Consider the following 21,579-nt stretch of genomic DNA (forward strand, 5'->3'; position numbering starts at 1 on the left):
TTTATTCTTCTCCTTCCATCCAAACAGTATGAAAACTGCCCTCTCGATCCGTTCTTTCATAGGTATGGGCGCCAAAGCAATCTCTGAGTGCCTGTACCAGGTTGACGTTCATTTTTTCTGTGCGACAGCTATCATAATATGAAACAACCGATAGCAATGTGGGAACGGGAATGCCCGCTTCTATGGCTTTGGCTGAAATTTGCCGCAAAGCCTGCTCCCTCTTACCTAAATCCCCAAAGCTTTGAGATAGCAAAATATTTTTTTCACTTTCCTTTAACGCCTTGGTAATGTGCTGCAAAAGTTCACTACGAATAATACAACCCTCTCGCCAAAGGGAAACTGCCAAAGGCAGGTCAATTTCCCAACCGTAATCCTCGGAGGCTTTTTGAATCAATGCAATGCCTTGGGCATAGCTTACAATCATGGCAAGATAAAGGGCATCCTTAAGCTTTTCCTCGTAATTATCTAAGGTTATCGGCTTTGTAGTTGCATGCAGCACTCGGCTTCCCTCTTTACGCAGCTGTGTATCCTTTGAAAAATATCTGGCAAACACCGCCTCTGAAATCGTGGGTACATACACCCCTCGGGCAACCGCTTCCTCTAAAGTCCAGCTGCCTGTACCTTTTTGCTGGGCCACATCCAATATTTTTTCCACCAATGGTGTGCCATCCGTGTCCTTTATGGCAAGTACACCAGCAGTAATATCCACTAAATATGAATTCAATTCCGTATGCTTCCATCGGGTAAACATTTCCATAATTTCTTGGTGGCTTAGGGTAAGCCCCTCTTTCATCACGGAATAAAAATCCGCTATAATCTGAATCATGGCATATTCAATGCCGTTATGCACCATTTTCACATAATGCCCTGCACCCTCTTTTCCAAGGTAGCTGCAACAATATTCATTGCCAATCCTTGCCGCCATTTTTTCTAAGATATGCCCGCAGGAAACCCAAGCCTTTTCACTTCCACCCACCATCATACTTGGGCCTGTCAACGCCCCCTTTTCTCCGCCGGAAACCCCTACCCCCAAGAATTCAATCCCTTTTTCCAAAAGTGCGTGATATCTTCTTTGGGTGTCCTTAAAATGAGAGTTTCCACCGTCTATCAAAATATCTCCTTCGTCCAAAAGGGGCAATAAACTTTCAATAACACGATCCACCACATCCCCTGACGTTACCATCATAAAGAGGACTCTTGGGCGCTTCAAACTGTTTACCATTTCTTCTTCCGTAGAAAAAACGGCAAACTCCCCCTGTGCTTGAAATTTTTGTCTTTCTTCTTCACTTTTTCCAAAAAGGGCTGTACGAAAGCCCTTTGAAATCAAATTTTTCCCCAAACTGCTTCCCATAACACCAAGACCGTAAACGGCAATTTCAAACTCCTTCATAACTTCCCGCCTCCTTTTTCTTCCTATATAAAACAGTCGGCTTAGGCTTCTTGCACCTCTGCCGACCGTTGTCATATTCTTGTGTTATCCCTGTACCAATTTTACGGCTGAGGCAGTGATTTTTTGAATTTCATCAAATTTCTTTTCTTGAATCAAGCTATCCTTTACCATCCAACTGCCGCCGCAAGCAATGATTTTTGGGTTTTCCAAATATTCCATAATGTTTTTTTCACTGATGCCACCGGTGGGCATAAAACGAATATTGCCAAAAGGCCCTGCCAAAGCCTTAATGGTATTCAAACCGCCATAAGCCTCTGCGGGAAAAAATTTTACAACAGGCAGATCTAATGCAATCGCCGTCATTACCTCTGTGGGCGTGCAAACGCCCGGAAAAACAGGAATGTTATTTTCCTGAGCAAATTTTACCACTTCCACACTCAAGCCAGGGGATACAATAAATTTTGCCCCTGCCTCCAGTGCCAGCTTCGCTTGGGCAACATTTATGACGGTACCTGCGCCTACCAGCATTTCAGGGATTTTCGCCATTGCTTTAATGGCTTCATAAGCCGCTTCTGTACGGAAGGTTACCTCCGCAATGGGCAATCCCCCTGCAATCAACGCTTCCGCCAAAGGCTTTGCGTCCTCTATGTTATCAATTTTCACAACGGGTACAATTTTCAGTTCTTCAATTCTCTGATTGATGTCCATAATCCTTACCTCTCTTTTTAAACAATTACAAAACGTGGTTCTTCTCCATTCAGTACCTTTGCAACGTTTTCGGCACAAACAACGCTGACTGCACTGATTGCCTCAATGGAATACATGCCGATATGGGCAGTTACCACAAAATTCTCCAATTCCAACAATGGGCTGTCCTTTTCCATAGGCTCATGCTCCATTACATCAACAGCACAGCCGCACAAATGCCCATTTTTCATGCATTCATACAAATCCTGCTCCTGAATAATGCCACCTCTGCCTGTATTAATCAGGTAAGCCTCTTTTTTCATTTTCATGATGCGTTCTTTATCAAACAAATGCTTCGTGCTGTCTGTCAAAGGCACATGAATGGAAATAATATCGCTATTTTCTGTTACGGTATTCAAATCTGTCAGCGTTACAAAATCCTGAAATTCCTCAGGTATCTCGGTAACAAAGGGATCATAAACCAAAACCTTCATAGAAAACCCCCTTGCCCTTCTTGCAACATTTTTTGCAATGGCACCAAAGCCGATTAAGCCCAAGGTTTTTTCAAAAACGTCCTTCCCGATAAAGGTTTCCCATGCGCCCCTATGTACTCGTTCATTGGTGATGGATATTCCCCGGGAGATATTTAAAATATGGGCAAATGCCAAGTCGGCAACGGCGTTTGCGTTCATTGCCGGCACATTGGTAACACGAATTCCCAATTTTTTGGCATCTTCCAAATAAATATTGTCTAGCCCTGCACCATGCTTTGCAATGATTTTCAAATGCTTGCAACGTGCCATATCCTCTGGGTAAAAGGGATGGGCGCCAATAATCAAGCCGTCGTATTGGGAAATTACCTCTTTGAATTTTTCCTCGTCAAAATCCCCACCCATCAAGGTGTATTCTATGCCTGCGCCTTCCAAAACCGCAAAGGGCTTGGGGCTTGTTTTCCCGAAGGATCTAGAGGTGACTAATACCTTCTTCATCGCCTCGCCCCCTACTTTAAGCCGTATTCTAACGCCAATTTTTTGATTGCTTCAAAATCTCCCGCTTCTATCAGCTTTTTATTTACCAAATTTCCTCCAACACCAACGCCAACACAGCCAATGTCTAGGAAATCTCGATAATTGGAGGCATCCACGCCGCCTACGGCAGTCAAAGGAATCCCATCAATGGGACCCATCAAAGCCTTCACATAGGGAAGTCCCAAAGAAGCTGCCGGAAACAGCTTCACAATATCCGCACCCCAATTATAGGCTGCAATTACCTCAGAAGGGGTTACTGCACCGGGAATAGAAATCATGCCCAAGCTTTTTGTTGCCTTGATTACGGCCTCATCCACGTTAGGAGAAATGATATATTCCGCGCCCGCCTCTTTTGCACGGGACACATTTTCCGGTGTCAATACCGTTCCGGCACCTACAGCAACCGAATCGCCGAAATGCTCCTTTATCATACGAATTGATTTCAATGTATCTAAGCACTTTTCCTCACTTTTTAAACTGAAGGTTACCTCTACGCAAGTTATTCCGCCGTCATTTAACGCTTCTACCGTTTGAATCATGTCCTTGGAAGAAATTCCTCTGACAATGGCAACCACCTTACCATCTAAAATTCTTTGCAGTGTATCTGCCATAAAAATCCATCTCCTTTTTTTCTTTTGCAGCTATGTTAGCCCTCTTCTAAAATCCTCGCTAACTCCAAATAACCATATAATCCAAAACTTTCTCCTGCTCTGCTTGACACAATTTCCACGTCAATTTCCGGAAGAATATGCTGCGTAAGGATTTTATATGCTTCTATATAATTCTTGCCGCCAATAATGACCGCTTTTTTCACGCCACGCCACTCTCGATCCACCTTGTATTTCAGCATATCAATGACGCCGCCGGAAATAATGCCAGAAAGCAGGCAATTTCTGATCTCGTTTTCACAAACATCAAAAACCTTTGTTGCATGAATGATATATAACGCCCTAGCCAAACCGTAGGTTTTCACCATATGATAGCCTTGCAATATATATTCCTTCGTCAAAATAATGTCCTCGTTGGTCATCTCTCCGCCAAGAATGGTGTCCTTCTTTATGGCATAGTTTAGCTCCCCTGTAAAATTGGACACAATATCCGTAATTGTGCCGTTTTTCACATAAAGCAAATGCGTATGGGAGCCAGGAGAAATCATCACGCAATCTTCCTCCTTTGGAATGACGCCACGGGCAACCATTCCCACAACCTCAATTTCTTCCCCTCTGACGTTATTCATTTGATGGATATTTTCCATCGTTACTATCTGCCCCCGCTGGGCAGTTTTTACCCCTGGAATGAGATTTAAATCCCGGTGGAAATATTTTTCCTCAAAATGAACATATCTTTGCTCCAACAGCTTTTTGGCGTCAACGGGTGTGCTGATATGCACAACTTCAATAATCCCAAAGGGATTCGTCACCATGCCGGAGAGCCATATGCTTTCAATATCTCTCTCCTGCAAGCTATTTTTTTCCAAAACACGGTCATAAATTTCCTTTAAACCGCTTAAAAGCACGTCATTACTCCCAGAAATAGCCGAATCCTTTGTACCCACATTTGCAATAATGGTATCAACAGACCGCTTGCCCTTTACTAAGTAAAGCTTGGAGTTTGACGTGCCGGAGTCTATATAAATATGGTACATTTCTCACACACCTTTCTATTTGTAATCCGCAGCCAAAACGGCTGCGGATTATTTCACACAAATTTATTTTGCAAAAAGATTTGGTAGAAACATAGAAATTGGTGAGATATATGTAATCATAAGAAGGCAAGCAAGCATGACCAATATAAACGGTATAATCCCCTTTGTAACCGTTTCTAATGGAGACGCACCCACACGGGAGGCAACAAAGAGGTTGATGCCCAAGGGTGGTGTAATAAAGCCGATGGCCAAGTTTACAACCATAATAATACCGAAGTGTACTGGGTGAATGCCGATGGAGGTTGCCACAGGTAGCAAAATGGGTGATAGTACCATGATTGCCGGCGTGGTATCCATAAAACAGCCTACGACTAATAACAAAATATTAATTAACATCAGAATTAAAAAGGTATTATCTGTTGCATTGATAATTGCATTGGTAATCATGTTTGGAATTTGCTGAATGGTAAGAATTTTTGTAAAAGCGGTGGCACAGCCCAAAATAACCATAGTTGTTGCCGTCGTTGAGCAAGCGTTACCCACTGTTTTAAACAAATTTTTGAAATCCAATTCCTTATGAATAAAAACACCACAAACAAAAGCGTAAACCGCAGCTACTGCCGCCGCTTCTGTTGGTGTAAATACACCTGCATAAATACCACCTAGGATGATAACGGGGTTAATTAAAGCCCATTTTGCATCCCATACCGCCTCCAACTTTTCCTTTGCTGTATAAACCTTTTCGTCGCCCTTCCAGCCCTGCTTTTTTGCATAGAAATAGCAGAAGAAAATCAACGCAAATCCAATTAAGAATCCGGGCAAAAACCCTGCCAAAAACAGGTTAGAGATGGAGGTGCTAGTGGAAACACCGTAAATAACCATGGGAATACTAGGAGGAATGATTACACCGATAGAACCGGCACAGGCAACCAAAGCAAGGGTAAACTTTTTGCTATACCCTTTTTCCAGCATCGTAGGTACAACCATAGAGCCTACCGCCGCTACCGTTGCAGGACCCGACCCAGAAACCGCCGCAAAAAACATACAAACAACTACGGTTACAATGGCAAGACCGCCTGTGATTCTTCCAAAGAACACGTTACACACGTTCAAAATTCTTTTGGACACACCGCCAGCGCCCATCAATTCCCCCGCCAGAATAAACAAGGGGATTGCCATAATAGGGAAGGAGTCACAGCCTGTAAACAATGCCTGAGGTACATATCCCAGAGATAACCCTTTTGTAAAAGAAATTGACAAAAGAGATGCCAAGCCAATGGCAATACCTACGGGTACGTTCAAAACCAGGAATATGGCAAGTCCGCCAAATAATGCTGCCATTACCATGATTGCGCTCCTCCTTTCATAATGCCTTTAATCTTAATAAAAATTACTTGTATCTGTCGGATTGCTGTCAATGCAAAGCCCACCATTGGCGCGGAATACATAAACCACATAGGAATTTGCATCGCGGGAGATTTCTGATTTAATTTTACCTGATGCATTACAACGTCATATGCTAAATACACAATAACTACGGAAAATACCAGGAATAATACATCACCTAAAATAATGACGAAGGGGCGAAGCTTCTTGGGGAACAATCCCAAAGCCGCCTCAATTTTAATGTGCTTCATTACACGGGCACCATAGCTAATCCCCAGATAAATCAGCCAAATAAATACATATCTTGCCATCTCCTCGGACCAAACCAAGGAACTGCCAAAAACGTATCTCATAATTACCTGAATAAAGATCAGCACGGTCATGATAACCATCAGAATCGAACAAATTGCCAATTCAAACTCCTCATCCAGCCACTTTAAAAATTTCATTGTTCCACCTACTTTTTTCATAAATTTGAATGCAATCCTTTGCCTATTCGTAAATTTTTTATTTTTACTCCTAACAACTGATCTCCCGCATTTGTAAAACAGGGCTTTGATAAGACTGTATTGCTTTACCAAAGCCCTTTCTTTTGTAATCTAGCGCTCTAAAATCCCAATAAATAATTAGTTTTTCCTTCTCTTATTCGGCAAGCATTGCATCCAAATAGTCAGGGTGTCCCATTTTCTTCTTAACCAAATCAAAGATATTGTTATCTGCTACAACCTTCTGCCATTCAGCCTTTTCGACATCCGTCAGCTCTACCACGGTTGTGCCGCCTGCTGCGAATTTTTCAAGAATTTCTTTTTCCAATTCCTGAGAACGTTCTCTCTGGTAAGAGGTGGATTCTGCCGCTGCCTTTAAGATTGCATTTTGCTGATTCTCAGAAAGAGAATTGAATTTATCCAGGTTCATGCAAACGATATAAGGAGTATAAACATGCTGTGTTAAGGATACATACTTTTGAACCTCAACGAACTTGTTGGCATCAATGATACCCAAAGGATTTTCCTGTGCATCTACAGTACCCTGCTGTAAAGCGGTAAATAATTCAGTAAACGCCATAGGTGTAGGGTTTGCGCCGAAAGCTGTCCAAGCAGCGATATGCACTTCATTTTCCATGGTTCTTACCTTAAAGCCTTTTACATCCGCAGGGGTCTTTACGGCAATTTTATTATTTGTAAAGTTACGGAAACCGTTTTCCCAGAAAGCCAAGCCCTTCAGACCAATGCTTTCCATGCCGTCAAGAATTTGCTGACCCACTTCGCCGTCCAATTTCGCATAAGCATCCTGGGAATTTAAGAACAGGTAAGGTGAATCAAACAGATAAAAATCGGGGTACATTGTTGCCAAGGGGCTTGTAGAGGAAACACCGATATCAATGTTACCCATAGCTGTTGTTTCAATTACTACACGGTCATCCCCCAGCATATTATCGGGGAACAGGTTTACTACAACAGATCCGCCGGATTCTTCCTCTGCAACTCTTTTGAAAACTTCGCCTGCATCCTTGCCGGAAACGGAAGTAACGTTGGAAAATACCAATTCTACAGTTTCTTCGCTGCCTTGTGTGTTTTCCCCACCCGCTGCACCGCTGTCTTTTGGGGGAGTGCTGCCGCCGCAGCCTGTTACCATTGCAACCGTAAGTACGGATGCCAGAGCCATTGCCAAACCTTTTTTGAATTTTAACATAGTTTTTTTCCTCCTTGAAATATAACGCCATTGTTTTTTATTGGAATTTTTCTAATTAGCCTTGCTCTTTTGTTACTTCATACCAATATAAATATTTTTGGTACTTCTTGCGGTAAAAATCCTTTCGTTCCGGATTGGGTGTAATCACCTGAGAATAATTGCTTTTGAAATCCTTCGCATCAGGAATAATTCCCAAAAGCTCCATCCCCAGAGCCACCGAACCAATTAAAGAGCTGTGCTCCACCTCGTCAATGGTCATCTCAATCTGAAATATATCTGCACACATTTGTGTCCAAATCTTAGATCTGATAATGCCTCCGGAAAGCATTACTTTTTTTGGCTCTCCGTTTAATGCGATTAATTGCTCATAGCACTGATAAAGATTAAACAAAATTCCCTCTTGAATTGCCCGATAGGAATCATAGACGGAATGGCTTGGCTTTAAGTCAAAAAAGCCACCACCCCTTTCATCATTCCATCCGGGACATCGCTCACCAAAAAGAAACGGTAAAAACACTGGTACATCCTCTATATTCCTACATCCGGACTCCATTTGACTATAGGAAAAATTTTCCTCAAAATATTTACTTTTAAACCAATCAATACAATTGCAGCAGCCGCTGGTTGCCGCTCCGCTCAGCCATGATTTTGGTGATAAGTAGCACCATGTGCTGGGCTTTTTGGGTAAAACCGGCGCTTCGGTGCTTAGCCTTAGGGCGCCGCTGGTTCCTACGGAAAAACTCATAACGCCTTTCTCAACAGCCCCTGCCCCAACTTGATTTAGGCCGCCGTCGGGATTGGTGGCAATGACAGGCGTCCCTTGTGCAAGCCCTAAAAGGGCGGCCCCTTCCTCATTTAGCTTTAAGGTATCTTGATATGTAATTATTTTTGGAAGCTGCTCCAACCGAATTCCATTTTCCTCTAAAATATCCTCATCAAAGGTTTTTGTGCGGATATTCAACAACCCCGTGCCCGAGGCAACGCTGTCTGTCACAACCCACTGCCCCGTCAAGCGGTAGGTATTATATGTTCCTTGCCCTACAAAACGGTAATTTTCCAACGCATAACCCAACTGTCGTAAAAGCTTGATTTTAAACACAGGATATATGGCATTTACCATACAACCGGTTTTTTGATAAAAACGATTCACATAAGCCTCGTCTTTTCTTAATTCCTTGCAAATATCCGCAGCACCTGTATAAGACCACAAATAAATTGGCGTCTGTGGCTCCATGTCTTGATTGCAAAGCATCAAACTATGCCAGGTACCACTAAGAGAAACCATATCAATTTTTTGACCTTCACACATTTTTTTAGCTAAATACACGGTTTGATCAAAGACTTCCTTTGCATCGTGTATTGTCACGTCGGCATACTTTAAAATGTATGGTACCGATTCCACATGGAATTTACCGGTATCTGTATCATATACCATAGCTTTTGCAGAGGTAGTGCTGGATTCTAATGCTAAAATCTTCATTTATCCTTACCCCCAACATGTTTCTTACCATTCGGCAACCGTTCCATCGCTGTTTCTCCAAACGGGATTTTTCCAGCTGTGACCTATCTTCGCCTGTTTTTTTACAAATTCTTCGTTAATTTCAATACCCAAACCTGCTCCTTTTGGAATTTTCACAACCCCATTCCCATAATCAAAAACACTGGAATCCTTCAAATAATCCAAAAGATCACTACCTTGGTTATAATGAATTCCCAAGCTTTGCTCTTGAATAATGGTATTTGGCGTGCAAGCATCCATCTGTAGGCAGGCCGCCAAGGCAATGGGTCCTAATGGACAATGGGGCGCAACCGCCATGTCGTAAGCCTCTGCCATTGCTGAAATCTTTCTGCATTCCAAAATGCCGCCGGCATGAGAAAGATCGGGCTGAATAATATCTACAATTCCTTGCTCAAAAATTTTTTTGAAATCCCAACGAGTAAACAGCCTTTCTCCCGTTGCAATGGGTGTTGAAGTGTATTTTGCAACCTCCTTCAAAGCCTCATAATTTTCACTGAGAACAGGCTCCTCAATAAACATTAGGTGATACGGCTCCAATTCCTTCGCCAATACCTTCGCCATGCTTTTATGTACTCTGCCGTGGAAATCTACAGCAATTCCAAAATCCTTGCCGCAGGCTTCTCTGATGGCAGTCACCCTATCAATCACACCTTCTACTTTAGAAAAACTGTCAATATAGTGCATTTCTTCCGTTGCATTCATTTTGATTGCCTTAAATCCCAAATTCTTTTGCTGTAATGCGGCATTACCCACATCGGCAGGTCTATCGCCGCCAATCCAGCAGTAAACGTCAATATTATTTCGGCAAGCACCGCCTAACAATTCGTAAATTGGTGCGTTATAATATTTCCCTTTGATGTCCCATAAGGCCTGCTCTATACCGGAAATGGCACTGGTGATGATGGGGCCGCCGCGATAAAATGCCCCCCGATACAGGGTTTGCCAAATATCCTCTATTTCTAAAGGATTTCTCCCAATGAGATATTCAGACATTTCCTTTACACACGCGGCTACCGTAGAAGCTTTTCCTTCCACAACAGGCTCACCCCAACCAAAAATACCTTCATCCGTTTCAATTTTTAAAAAAAGCCATCTGGGTGGAACTTGGTAGAGCTTTAAGTCAGCAATTTTCAAATGTTCAGCCCCTTAAAAGTCCTGACAATCAACCAAAACCTTGCAAGTACCTGCCGAAGGGTCTGCAATCATATCAAAAACCTTTGGACTATCCTTTAAAGAAACAACATGCGAAACGATATTCTCCAGATCCTCATTAATCACCTCGGAATAGGTAACTGCCTGTGCGAATTCCTCCTTTGTATAAACACGGGTACCAATTAAAATCTGCTCCTTGAAATTCAGATCCCTCAAATTCACCATATGAGGATGTTTATGCACCGCCGTCATACAAATGGTACCACCTACACGGGTAATATCCGTCATCTGTAATGCGGCAATTTCTGCCCCGGAACATTCAAATAATAAATCTGCGCCTTCTCCCGCAGTTGCAGCCTTCACAATCTGTTCCAGATTTTCGTTCTTCACGTTAACAGGAATCATGCCAAAGGCTTTTGCTTTTTCCAGCTTTTTATCATCCACATCGGAAATGAAAACCTTGCCTGCACCCATATGTACCAGCATCATGCCTGTAATCATCCCAATAGGGCCAGCACCGATAACCACACAAATATCCAAAGCCTTCATTTTTGCCTGATGAATGCTTCTTACGATAACAGCTAAGGGCTCAATCACCGCCGCCGCCTTATCAGAAACGCCATCGGGTACCTTGAACATAACGTCCTCATCCACATAGGCGTATTCGCAAATGCCGCCGTCCACATCAATGCCGATTAAGCCCAAGGTATTGCAAACGTGGGCGTTTCCCGTTCTGCAAGGAAGGCAGTGTCCGCAGGATAATAAAGGAAACGCAACCACACGATCACCTTTTTTAAACTTTTTGCCGTCTTCCTCCACCGTTCCCAAAAATTCATGTCCAAAAATCAAGGGTGCTTTTGCTCTGGGATGGGTTCCTAAATAAATTCCCATATCGGAACCACAAATACCACAATACTTCATCCTTACTTTGACCGCACCTTCCTTTGGCAATGGCTCTGTAACATCCAAAACCTCTGCACTTTTTGGTCCGGTATAAACCAAAGCTTTCATCTGCTTTCAACTCCTTTATTTGGTTCTGATTAAGATTTTGTACGCTCTAAAATCACAGATCTAAAATATTTTTACATGCCCAAAAAATTTTTTTAGCAATATTAAATATTTTATTAATACAAGTATATATTTTTAAAATGCATTCGTCAATATTATTAATATACCAATAAATTTATTTTGTTTTTGTGAAAATCTACTAAACCAAAAATAAAACTCTTGTTACTTTTACGATTTCTTAAAAAATTTACTAAAATAGGAGCAAGAATATTATGATAAAATAACATTGACAGAAGTATGTTTAAAACTTAAATTAAATATATAAACTTTTTAAAAAAATTTTTATATTCACCAATAAAATTTAATTTTATACGTTTTTTGTTATTCCAAAATGCATTTAAAATTGTTATAATGATAAATAATACAGTAATTACCCATTTTTAAATGCCAAATAAAATTTTACGGAGGATTGCCATGGAAAAACAAACAACGAAACTCACATTAGCGGATACCATTTATTCCAATATTCGTGAAGACATTACCCAGCACGTTATTAAGCCGGGCGAAAAAATTAACGTGAAGGAGCTGTCGAAGCGGTACGGCGTTAGCGAAACCCCCGTAAAATTTGCATTAAACCGCTTAATTTCCGAAAAAATTATTGAGAACTTTCCTCGTCAGGGCATGAAGGTGCATAGTGTCACCTCGGAAGAGGTGGATGAAATTTTTGATACCCGTTTAATGCTGGATTTGTATTATTTGAAACAAATTATCTTAACCGTTAGCTTTAACGATTCATTAAAAAACGAGTTTCGGAAAAATATTGAGGAACATTTACAGCTTGTAACCGATTTATGCCCCGAATCTCCCATCGAGGACTACCTTCGCAATTATGAATTGGACTATAAATTCCACGAGTTGTATTTAAAGTGCAGCGGCAATCAAAAGCTTGTAGAAATCTTTCATTATATCAATCCATTTTTATATTCAAACTTTATTTTTCGCAGACAGTCAAAAGTAAAGGATATCAGCGGCGTCAAAGAGCATTTTGTAATTCTTGATGCAATTCTTGCAGAAGATGAGGTTGCCTTAAGAGATGCCTTGACTGTTCATATTATGAATGCAAAAACTGCCATTGGGTTAATTTTAAAGGTTGACAAAATTATCTGACCTTTTCTTCGTAGGTTCCCTCTTTGAGCGCCTTGCAGACGAAGCCTTTGGCAAGGAAAAATGCATTATGCCACTGTTGTTCCACACAAATACCGCAATCATTCGTTTGCGTGGCTATTGCAATGTAACTTTGTAGTTTTAACTTAAGAGAGGAGCTTTACACATGGTAACATTTGATTTGACAGGAAAAAAAGCAATTGTAACGGGTTCCACCAGAGGGCTTGGGCGAGGTATGGCAGAAGGGCTTATGGAAGCAGGGGCAGAAGTGGTAATTATGGGCACCTCCGAAAAAGCATTGGCGGTTGCCGCAGAATATACAGAAAAAGGCTATCTTTGCCACGGCGTTGCCGCCGATTTGGGAAACAGAGAGCGTCTTGCAGAAGGGTTTCAGGAGGCTTTAGAGAAATTAGGCGGAACCCTTGATATTTTTGTAAATGCAGCAGGCATTCAAAAGCGTCATTTTTGCGAAGAATTCCCCATGGAGGATTGGGATGCTGTTATAGATGTAAATTTAAATGCTGTTTTCATGCTGTGTCAGCTAGCAGGCAGAGAAATGATGAAACAAGGATATGGAAAAATTATCAATGTAGCTTCTATGCTCAGCTTTTTTGGTGGCTTTACCGTGCCTGCCTACGCAGCTTCTAAGGGTGCCGTTGCCCAGCTTACAAAAGCACTTTCCAACGAATGGGCTTCCAAGGGAATCAATGTGAATGCCATAGCTCCCGGCTATATGGCAACGGATATGAACACTGCTTTGATTAACGACCAGGGCAGAAATAAAGAAATTTTAGGCCGTATTCCCGCAAAACGCTGGGGAAGCGGGGAAGATATGAAGGGTGTTACCATTTTCTTGGCTTCCCAAGCGTCCGATTACTTAAGCGGTGCAATTATTCCCGTTGACGGTGGTTACTTAAGCAAATAATCTGAAAAGATTTTTCATTTACTTTGTCTCCTTACTTTTTTCATTCTAAAAAAGGCGGTTTAACTTTTGAACCGCCTTTTTGCTTTTTAAAAAACCAATTTTCTTAGACATTAAATCAAAAACCTAAAGTGTTGCCCCATTACTGCCCAAGGCAGGGTAAACGGCGTGACCGGCTTTCACGGAGTAAAAGCAATGACACAAATTCACTTGCTTTTTGTAAACAGCAAGATAACATCTTTTATTTTTTGGATTTCGTATAAACATAATTGCAATATTAAACTATGGCAATTTAACTCTTCCATACTCAAAAAGCGGCAGTCATTTGGCTGCCGCTTTTCATTATCAATTCAAGCTCTTCAAATTTTTTAAGGAAAAATCCAATATTGGTGCAGAATGGGTCAAAGCTCCACTAGAAATATAATCCACACCAATTTCACAAAGCTCTTTCAGACGTTCTTTGGTCACATTTCCCGAACATTCCGTTTGCGCTTTGCTCCCAATGCGATCCACCGCTTTTTTCAAGGTTTCATTGTCCATATTATCCAGCATGATAATATCCGCGCCTGCTTGTAGCGCTTCATCAACCATTTCAAGGGTTTCCGCTTCCACCTCAATTTTACGCACAAAGGGCGCATATTCTTTGGCCAGTCTTACCGCTTCAGCAATGCCGCCGGCTGCCCCAATATGGTTGTCCTTAATGAGGATACCATCGGAAAGGTTGTATCTATGATTATTCCCTCCACCAACCTTAACCGCATATTTCTCAAAAATACGCAAATTTGGTGTGGTCTTTCTTGTATCCAATAATTGGGTTTTATAGAGCTTCATTACCTGAACACATTCATTAGTATAGCTTGCAATTCCGCTCATTCGCTGCAAAAAATTTAAGGCAGTGCGCTCACCGGTTAATAATGCTCTTACATTCCCATAAACAATTCCCACCATTGTTCCATTTTGGAGAAAATCCCCATCCTTATATTCGGTATCAAAGCGGGCTTGAGGATCAAGCAGCTCAAAAACATGACGAAATATATCAAGCCCCGCAATAACGCCCGTCTGCTTGCAAATCAATTGAACACAGCCTTGTTTTTCGGGAGAAACAATTGCATTTGTCGTAATATCTTCGCTGGTGATATCTTCCTTCAGCGCAGCCCTAATGTAATCCTCAAAATGAACCTTCATGCTTGCATAAGCTACCATATTCAACACTTCCTTTATTCAATTCATTCCAAACCAACTTATGATATTCTTGCTCCAGTTTTTCCGTATTGTACTGATAATTTTTAACAATCATCTCTGTATCTGAAAGCTCAATATTTTTAAGGCTTTCCCCAATCACATGAGCTGCCCTTTTTGAAAAAACTAATGCCTCCAAAAGTGAATTGCTTGCCAAACGGTTGGCACCATGGACACCGTTGCAGCTTGTTTCTCCCACCGCAAATAAATTTTTCATAGAGGTTTCGCCGTCAATATTAATCTGGACACCTCCCATAAAATAATGCTGTGCCGGAGTGACAGGAAGAAGGTCTGTTGCCAAATCATAGCCTTCTTCTAAGCATTTTTCATATATATTGGGAAACCGTTCTTTGATTTTTCCCTTAGGAATATGTCTGAGGGACAGATAAACATAATCGGAATCGTCTTTTTTCATTTGCTCAAAAATCGCCTCACTTACGACATCTCTTGGCAGCAATTCATCCACAAAACGCTGGCCTTGTTTGTTCAGAAGCAAGGCCCCTTCTCCTCTGACGGCTTCTGAAATCAAAAAGCTCCTGCCTTTTTCTTTAGAATAAAGGGTTGTAGGATGAATTTGAACATAATTCATATCAAGCAGCTTCACATTATGCTTTATCGCAATGGCGATTGCATCCCCAGTAATATGCTTCATATTGGTGGAGTGTTCAAACAGCCCGCCGATTCCCCCTGTCGCCCACACCACGGCACGAGAAGTTATGTTATAAATTGCATCCCCATCCTTTAAAACCACGCCTGTGCAGGTAGAATTTTCCTCCATAATATCAATCATCGTCACAAATGGGAGGATTGTAATGTTGGGTTTCTTTTTTACCTCCTCCAACAGCTTTTCCGTAATTTCCTTCCCCGTAACATCCTTATGGTGTAAAATTCTGTTAACAGAATGAGCGCCCTCTCTCGTGTATGAAAAATCAGCGCCTGCACTATCAAAATTCACGCCCAGTTCAACCAAATCCTCAATGATGCTGCGTGACGAGCGAATGAGCACTTCAACAGACTTTTTGTTATTCTTATATCTGCCAGCCTTTAATGTATCTTCAAAATATGCCTCATAATCCTGAGGATCTCTAAGTACAGAAATTCCGCCTTGGGCTAAAAGGGAATCACTGTCCTCGGGGTGTTTTTTCGTAATTATAATAATTTTATAGTTTGCCGGTATGTTTAAAGCACAAAACAAGCCTGCCACTCCTGTTCCAACAATTACAACGTCTGCTTCCTTTTTCACAATGATACCTTCTTTCAAAATATCCTTTGTCAATCATCCTTTTTCAACGTTTGATTACTCGGCCAGTTCATGCATTTTTGTTAAAGGAGCCTGGGCTTTTTGCCTTAATTCTTCGTTTAAAAGCATTTCGTTTTCCATGGAATTTAAAACATCATAAACCTTTTCCAGTGTGTTCATCTTCATACCAAGACATTGCTGTTTTTCATTTACAAGGTAAAATTTTTTATTTGCATTTTCACTCCGAAGCTTATGCAAAACCCCATCCTCCGTGGCGATAATAAAGCTTTCGCCGCCGCTTTTTGTGGCATAATCAATAATTTCGGAGGTACTTCCAATATAATGAGCTAGACTTAAAACATCAATACTACATTCGGGATGGGCTAAAACTTCAGCCTCAGGATGCGCCTGCTTCGCCCTTTTAACATCTTCCATGCGAATATCCTGATGCACAGGGCAGTAGCCATGATGGAAAACAAAATGTTTATTCGGCATCTTCGTAGACAAATACGTCCCCAAATGATTATCAGGAATAAACAAAATGTTTTTCTGGGGCAATTTTGAAACGATTTTAAATGCATTGGAGGAAGTTACGCATACATCGGAATGCGCCTTGATTTCCGCACTGGAATTAATATAGCAGACAACCGCAATATCATCATACTTTGCTCTAATATTGTCTATGGTTTTGGCATCAATCATATGCGCCATGGGACAGTCTGCCTGCTCGTCCACCATAATAACATGTTTTTCGGGGTTTAAAATTTTTGCACTCTCCCCCATAAATTTTACGCCGCAAAACAATATGTTTTTTTGCGGAACTTCCGTTGCCATTTTGCTCAAATAGTAAGAGTCGCCAACATAATCTGCAATATCTTGCACTGCTCCTTCTACATAATAATGTGCTAAAATCGCCACTTCCTTCTTTTCTTTTAGCTTTTTAATTTCTTCATTTAAATTCATTTTTCACCTCAAGTATGATTAAAAACCATGATTATTGATGAAGCTTTTCATTTTCATTCAATACGATACAGTTTAGCATTGCTTCAAAATCCAAACAAATACATATTCTTTGTATACATATTCACTACTATTATATAGATAATTTCAGGATTGTCAATAAATGTCCCACCTAATTTTGATGCTGTTGTCTGGCATTGTATGGCATTATTTCTAACTAAACATCCCAATCAACGAATGAATTCAATCACTTAAAAAGAAAATTTATATTGCCTACATCTTGCATTTTCATTCATATAATCAATTATCAAGTCAAACGCATCCTTATGGCTCTTAAGTGTCTCCAAATAAAGCTTTGCACACAGACGTTTTTTAGCTTTCTACTCCATACGATACTAACGGGGCAATGCTTGTAAAATCAAATTTTTGCAGTTATAATTATAATCAATATTGGAATAATCCATTCATTCCGCCACCATAGCATTTGTCCAAATTTCCTAGGTTCACCCTAAGTTTTTGTCAAAAATAAATCTTGAAAAATAAAATGAGGTCTTCAAATGAATGTTTTGAATTTATCTATTACACAAGGCAAAAAGAAAATAAAACAAATCATCAACACCTTAGTGGTTAATGAATTGGCAAACAAATTCACAAGCTATGAACCGACTATTCTTGATAGAAAGTGCGGTGAAATCATATGAACTACAAAAATATGATTGTCTGGACGGTAACCGTCTTTTTGTCTACTATATATATTTTTTTTGGTCATACGATTGCTTCAAAAAATCTTACGGTTATGGATAGCCAGCAAGCCTATTCTGCAAAAGCAATCGTTTTGCGTATTGAAGATGAAGTACAAGGGGAATCTTATGAGGGCATTGCGCCAATTGTGACAGATACAACAATCCTATTCACTTGTAGGCTATTAGAAGGGGACCATAAAGGGGAAGAAATCCTTGCTGCTCAGATTGGCGACTCCTCCTTTTCGTCTGCAAAACAGAAAACGATTTCCGTTGGTGACAAAATTATCGTATATAACTATCCTGTTGAAGACTATGGAACAGAGTGGATCTTCGGTAATTATGTACGTTTTGATACCTTACTGATCTTTGCAGCTGGGTTTTTTGTTTTGTTGTTGATATTTGGATGGGGAAAAGGAATCAACACCATCATTTCGCTGACATTTACTTGTTTGGCGATTTTCATGGTATATATCCCATCCATATTAAGCGGTCAAAACATATATATAAGCACTTTAATCACTTGCGGTTTTATTACAATCATGACCATTGTGATTACAAACGGATGGAGCAAAAAAACTTTGGCCACCATACTCGGCTGTTTGTTTGGCGTTTGTGTGGCTGCCTGCCTTTCCCTTATCATGGACAGCGTTTTGCATTTAACCGGTGTAACAGATGAAAACTCTATTTATTTGACCTTACTGCCTTCGCCTGTCAATTTAAATGCCATTATTTTTGGCAGCATTGTTGTAGGTTCTTTGGGTGCAGTCATGGACGTGGCAATGGATATTGCCTCCTCCCTCTATGAGATATGCCAGCACTCCGATAGGTTATCCTTCGCAAGACTTGTGAAAAGTGGTCTTACCATCGGGCGGGATATTATGGGCACCATGTCAAACACATTGGTGTTGGCCTATATTGGAAGCTCTCTTTCTATTGTATTATTGTTAATTACCTATGCCGATTCAGTTTCTTCGTTGGTAAATAGAGAACTGATTATTGTTGAATTTATCCAAGCGCTCATCGGAAGCACTGCAATTTTGTTTACCATTCCCCTTACTGCAATCATTTGCGGAATGATTTATGTGGGGAAAGGAAAGCAACCGCGGAGAGTACGCAAACATAGAAAATATTAATTTCCAAACAAAAAATCAGTGGGCAATTTTTATGCACACTCAGAGAGTAGACAAAGTCAAAAACCTTGAGGGCTTTGCCCTCAAGCACCCACAAGGGTTTCACCCTTGACCCACCTAAACCCGCATAAAATGCGGGTTTAATAAAAGTTATTTGTCTTGTTTTTTACAAAAAGCAATCGGGTGGTCATCACTTTTGCTGCGCAAAAGCCAGCTTCGCTGTCTGCCCTATCTTGGGCAGTGAGAGGTCATCACTTTTGCTGCGCAAAAGCCAGCTTCGCTGTCTGCCCTATCTTGGGCAGTGAGAGGACGGCGCCCAAGGTTTTTTGACAGTAAAAGGGTGTCGACTTTGTCAACACCCTTTTCAAATCAATTCTTTTGTTCCACAAAATACCAATGCTTTATTCTTGTATGAGTCGCAAAGGCAATTACACAACCGATTGCCGCAGTAATAAACTGAGTAATAGAGAAAGATGTTTTCACACCACCCACCATTTTTTCGGGTACAGCTGCGCCAAAAAGAGGCAACACCCCATACCAAACCAACAGCCAAAGCACAACCGCCTTTAGCATCGCCCCAAGGGCAAGCCATGCTATAAGCTTTTCCTTCTTCCCTCTACTCGCCAATAATACTAAGGTTAAATTCCCCAGCATAATTACAAATACCATAATAGGCATCAATTGTAAAATAGGTGTCTGACCCATAAAATAAGCAATCACTGGGGTAAGCACCGCTATAATTACACCACTTGAAGTCCCTGCCGCTAGAGTTGCCATAACCAACAGCGCGTTGACTGCAGCGCCGGTAAGATAAACAGAAATCCCCTTCATGCTCTGAAATACAATGCACATCGCCAACAATAGGGCGGTAAATACCAACTGTTTTGTTTTCATTTTGCCTCCTTGGGATATACCCCTTATTTCTCTTGCAAACCAAATCTTCTTTCCATGTTGATTGCAGTTAGATCATATTCTGCTATACCTTCAAAAGGGCTCTCTGTTGCGGCTTCTTTGCCATAACGATTCAAAAGCTCAATCCCCCTTTGATCATGGGATAAGGAAGCCGCACCGCCGGTGCAGCCATTTTTGCAGGCCATGCCCTCCAAAAAATTTGCATTCAACTTGCCAAAGGATGCCAGCTTCATATTTTTGATACATTCATCAATCCCGTTGCAGTAAATTGGTTTAATTTCCTTCTCAATGCCCTCCATCTGCGCAACCTTTATAACGCTTTCAGCTACGCCGCCTGTTCTTCCGAAAATTCGGCCAAAACCAGAAGGCGCACCGGCACTTCTTTCCTCAAGTTCTTCCAAATTAAGCTCCTTGGCATCAAACATAGCCTTTAATTCTTCAAAGGTTAAAACAAAATCAACGGCTCCTACCAAATCCTCATGCTTAATTTCATCCTTCTTCGCTATGCATGGCCCAATAAAAACAATTTTGGCCTTTTTATCCTTCTTATGGATGGCTCTGGCAAGGGCAATCATAGGTGAAACCGTTGTTGATACATGATCCATAAATTGTGGATAATTTCTCTGGATGTAATCCACAAAGGCTGGACAGCAAGAGGTTGTTTTCCAGCCCTTTTCGTCAATGGTTTCCGCGAACTCTTTGGTTTCTTGCACAGCAACCATATCTCCGCCGATTGCTGCCTCAATCACATCATAAAATCCTAAATCCTTAATAGCGGCAAAAACCTGCCCCATTTTCACCTCAGGAAACTGACTGGCAATTGCAGGAGCAACAATGGCATAAACATGATAGCTTGTATTATTCCACGAATTTTGAATTAAGTCCAATATATTTAAAACAAAGGATTTATCCACAATTGCGCCAAACGGACATTGATACACACAAGCACCGCAGGTAATACATTTTTCATGATCAATGAATGCCTTCTTCTCCTCATTTATTTGTACGGCACCTACAGGGCAGGAGCGGATGCAGGGTCTTTTAACCTCGCTAATGGCATTAAAAGGACAGACCTGCTTGCAGCGTCCACATTCAATGCAAAGCGCCTGATTGATGTAAGAACGGTGGTTTACAATGGTGATTGCATTTCTAGGACAAACCTCCTGGCATTTGTGCCCTAAGCAGCCGCGGCATGCCTCGGTAACAACAAAACGATCAATTGGACATTCATCACAGGCGGAGGAAAGCACATTAATAATACGGTTATCCTTGGTAGGCTCTAAAACTAAATGTACACGTTCTTCAATAATATGTCGTTCTTTATAAATACAACATCGAAACATTGCCTTTGGTCCGGGGATAATGGCCTCTGCAATTTCTCTGTATGAATTAATTGATTTATCCAGTGTTCCATGAAAAAAGCGCTGCGCAACTTCTTTAATCACTAGGTATTTGATATATTGAACGTTGCTTTCAAACTCCTTCATTTTTTGCTCCTCCTCATAATATTATAAAAATACCCAATGCCCTGAAATCCCATTTTAATTTCAATAGAAAAAAACAAATTTTCCAATCTGTTCTTTTCCAAGAATGCTTAAATAGAATTTTGGTTCTTGTTTGCCACAAAAAAGCAACGATTATTGGATACAATATGCGACGTTACTTTTTTTTAAAAATAAATAAATTTTTTTTGTTACTACTTTAAGCAATTCCCTACTTATGGGCTAATTCTAGCACAAATTTATTTCGCATACAAGATATT

Annotated in this window: 20 protein-coding genes; 4 read left to right on the forward strand and 16 right to left on the reverse strand. The window is 40.9% G+C overall.

Features of this window, described 5'->3' with window-relative positions; genetic code table 11:
- Window position 1: 1 nt before the first annotated feature.
- The 11 genes from gndA to CLNEO_RS09155 form a co-directional block, all read right to left on the reverse strand.
- The gene (gene gndA / locus CLNEO_RS09105; protein ID WP_066087696.1) at window positions 2-1,390 is read right to left on the reverse strand and encodes an NADP-dependent phosphogluconate dehydrogenase; all 1,389 of its coding nucleotides are present in this window, start codon (window positions 1,388-1,390) and stop codon (window positions 2-4) included.
- 84 nt (window positions 1,391-1,474) lie between these two features.
- On the reverse strand, window positions 1,475-2,098 hold the full coding sequence (gene eda, locus CLNEO_RS09110) for a bifunctional 4-hydroxy-2-oxoglutarate aldolase/2-dehydro-3-deoxy-phosphogluconate aldolase (RefSeq protein ID WP_066087699.1): 624 nt from the start codon (window positions 2,096-2,098) through the stop codon (window positions 1,475-1,477).
- A gap of 17 nt (window positions 2,099-2,115) precedes the next feature.
- The gene (locus CLNEO_RS09115) at window positions 2,116-3,066 is read right to left on the reverse strand and encodes a phosphoglycerate dehydrogenase (protein ID WP_066087702.1); all 951 of its coding nucleotides are present in this window, start codon (window positions 3,064-3,066) and stop codon (window positions 2,116-2,118) included.
- Between the two features lie 11 nt (window positions 3,067-3,077).
- Window positions 3,078-3,716, reverse strand: a complete 639-nt coding sequence (locus CLNEO_RS09120; RefSeq protein WP_066087705.1) for a bifunctional 4-hydroxy-2-oxoglutarate aldolase/2-dehydro-3-deoxy-phosphogluconate aldolase — start codon at window positions 3,714-3,716, stop codon at window positions 3,078-3,080.
- 35 nt (window positions 3,717-3,751) lie between these two features.
- Window positions 3,752-4,750, reverse strand: a complete 999-nt coding sequence (locus CLNEO_RS09125) for a 2-dehydro-3-deoxygalactonokinase (RefSeq protein ID WP_066087708.1) — start codon at window positions 4,748-4,750, stop codon at window positions 3,752-3,754.
- 63 nt (window positions 4,751-4,813) lie between these two features.
- Window positions 4,814-6,097, reverse strand: coding sequence for a TRAP transporter large permease (locus tag CLNEO_RS09130; protein WP_066087711.1), 1,284 nt, complete (start codon window positions 6,095-6,097; stop codon window positions 4,814-4,816).
- Window positions 6,091-6,585 (reverse strand): TRAP transporter small permease, encoded by a 495-nt coding sequence (locus tag CLNEO_RS09135; protein WP_066087714.1) that lies wholly within the window; start codon window positions 6,583-6,585, stop codon window positions 6,091-6,093. The genes CLNEO_RS09130 and CLNEO_RS09135 overlap by 7 nt, the downstream gene beginning before the upstream one ends.
- Window positions 6,586-6,778: 193 nt before the next feature.
- The gene (locus tag CLNEO_RS09140; protein ID WP_066087717.1) at window positions 6,779-7,828 is read right to left on the reverse strand and encodes a DctP family TRAP transporter solute-binding subunit; all 1,050 of its coding nucleotides are present in this window, start codon (window positions 7,826-7,828) and stop codon (window positions 6,779-6,781) included.
- A 55-nt stretch (window positions 7,829-7,883) separates the two neighbouring features.
- Entirely contained in the window at window positions 7,884-9,308 is a 1,425-nt protein-coding gene (locus CLNEO_RS09145) for a gluconokinase (RefSeq protein ID WP_066087720.1), read from the reverse strand.
- Between the two features lie 24 nt (window positions 9,309-9,332).
- The gene (gene dgoD, locus CLNEO_RS09150; RefSeq protein ID WP_066087723.1) at window positions 9,333-10,481 is read right to left on the reverse strand and encodes a galactonate dehydratase; all 1,149 of its coding nucleotides are present in this window, start codon (window positions 10,479-10,481) and stop codon (window positions 9,333-9,335) included.
- A gap of 12 nt (window positions 10,482-10,493) precedes the next feature.
- Window positions 10,494-11,510: a zinc-dependent alcohol dehydrogenase gene (locus tag CLNEO_RS09155; RefSeq protein ID WP_066087726.1), complete on the reverse strand. Its 1,017-nt coding sequence runs from the start codon at window positions 11,508-11,510 to the stop codon at window positions 10,494-10,496.
- A gap of 471 nt (window positions 11,511-11,981) precedes the next feature.
- Here CLNEO_RS09155 and CLNEO_RS09160 point away from each other — a divergent pair, with 471 nt between their 5' ends.
- Together CLNEO_RS09160 and CLNEO_RS09165 are read left to right on the forward strand one after the other, a co-directional pair.
- Window positions 11,982-12,674: a GntR family transcriptional regulator gene (locus tag CLNEO_RS09160; protein WP_242864195.1), complete on the forward strand. Its 693-nt coding sequence runs from the start codon at window positions 11,982-11,984 to the stop codon at window positions 12,672-12,674.
- 163 nt (window positions 12,675-12,837) lie between these two features.
- On the forward strand, window positions 12,838-13,596 hold the full coding sequence (locus CLNEO_RS09165) for an SDR family NAD(P)-dependent oxidoreductase (RefSeq protein ID WP_066087731.1): 759 nt from the start codon (window positions 12,838-12,840) through the stop codon (window positions 13,594-13,596).
- A 342-nt stretch (window positions 13,597-13,938) separates the two neighbouring features.
- On the opposite strand, the gene nadC is transcribed toward CLNEO_RS09165, so the two are convergent.
- The 3 genes from nadC to nadA are packed head-to-tail and all read right to left on the reverse strand — an operon-like array spanning window position 13,939 to window position 17,035.
- A complete protein-coding gene (gene nadC / locus CLNEO_RS09170) occupies window positions 13,939-14,796 on the reverse strand; it encodes a carboxylating nicotinate-nucleotide diphosphorylase (protein ID WP_066087734.1) in 858 nt (285 codons plus the stop codon).
- Window positions 14,762-16,075, reverse strand: a complete 1,314-nt coding sequence (locus tag CLNEO_RS09175; protein ID WP_066088060.1) for an L-aspartate oxidase — start codon at window positions 16,073-16,075, stop codon at window positions 14,762-14,764. Before CLNEO_RS09175 ends, nadC begins: the two co-directional genes overlap by 35 nt.
- A gap of 54 nt (window positions 16,076-16,129) precedes the next feature.
- Complete coding sequence (gene nadA, locus CLNEO_RS09180) at window positions 16,130-17,035, reverse strand: quinolinate synthase NadA (RefSeq protein WP_066087736.1); 906 nt, start codon at window positions 17,033-17,035, stop codon at window positions 16,130-16,132.
- A 554-nt stretch (window positions 17,036-17,589) separates the two neighbouring features.
- On the opposite strand from nadA, the gene CLNEO_RS15830 reads away from it, so the two are divergent.
- Both CLNEO_RS15830 and CLNEO_RS09185 read left to right on the forward strand, forming a co-directional pair.
- Window positions 17,590-17,733, forward strand: a complete 144-nt coding sequence (locus CLNEO_RS15830; RefSeq protein ID WP_157723534.1) for a hypothetical protein — start codon at window positions 17,590-17,592, stop codon at window positions 17,731-17,733.
- Entirely contained in the window at window positions 17,730-18,908 is a 1,179-nt protein-coding gene (locus CLNEO_RS09185; protein ID WP_066087738.1) for a YibE/F family protein, read from the forward strand. Before CLNEO_RS15830 ends, CLNEO_RS09185 begins: the two co-directional genes overlap by 4 nt.
- Window positions 18,909-19,274: 366 nt before the next feature.
- On the opposite strand, the gene CLNEO_RS09190 is transcribed toward CLNEO_RS09185, so the two are convergent.
- The gene (locus tag CLNEO_RS09190; RefSeq protein WP_066087740.1) at window positions 19,275-19,799 is read right to left on the reverse strand and encodes an ECF transporter S component; all 525 of its coding nucleotides are present in this window, start codon (window positions 19,797-19,799) and stop codon (window positions 19,275-19,277) included.
- Between the two features lie 23 nt (window positions 19,800-19,822).
- Window positions 19,823-21,304, reverse strand: coding sequence for a 4Fe-4S dicluster domain-containing protein (locus tag CLNEO_RS09195; protein WP_066087743.1), 1,482 nt, complete (start codon window positions 21,302-21,304; stop codon window positions 19,823-19,825).
- Between the last annotated feature and the right edge of the window lie 275 nt (window positions 21,305-21,579).

Origin of the sequence: Anaerotignum neopropionicum (assembly GCF_001571775.1) — a bacterium.
Classification (GTDB): domain Bacteria; phylum Bacillota; class Clostridia; order Lachnospirales; family Anaerotignaceae; genus Chakrabartyella; species Chakrabartyella neopropionicum.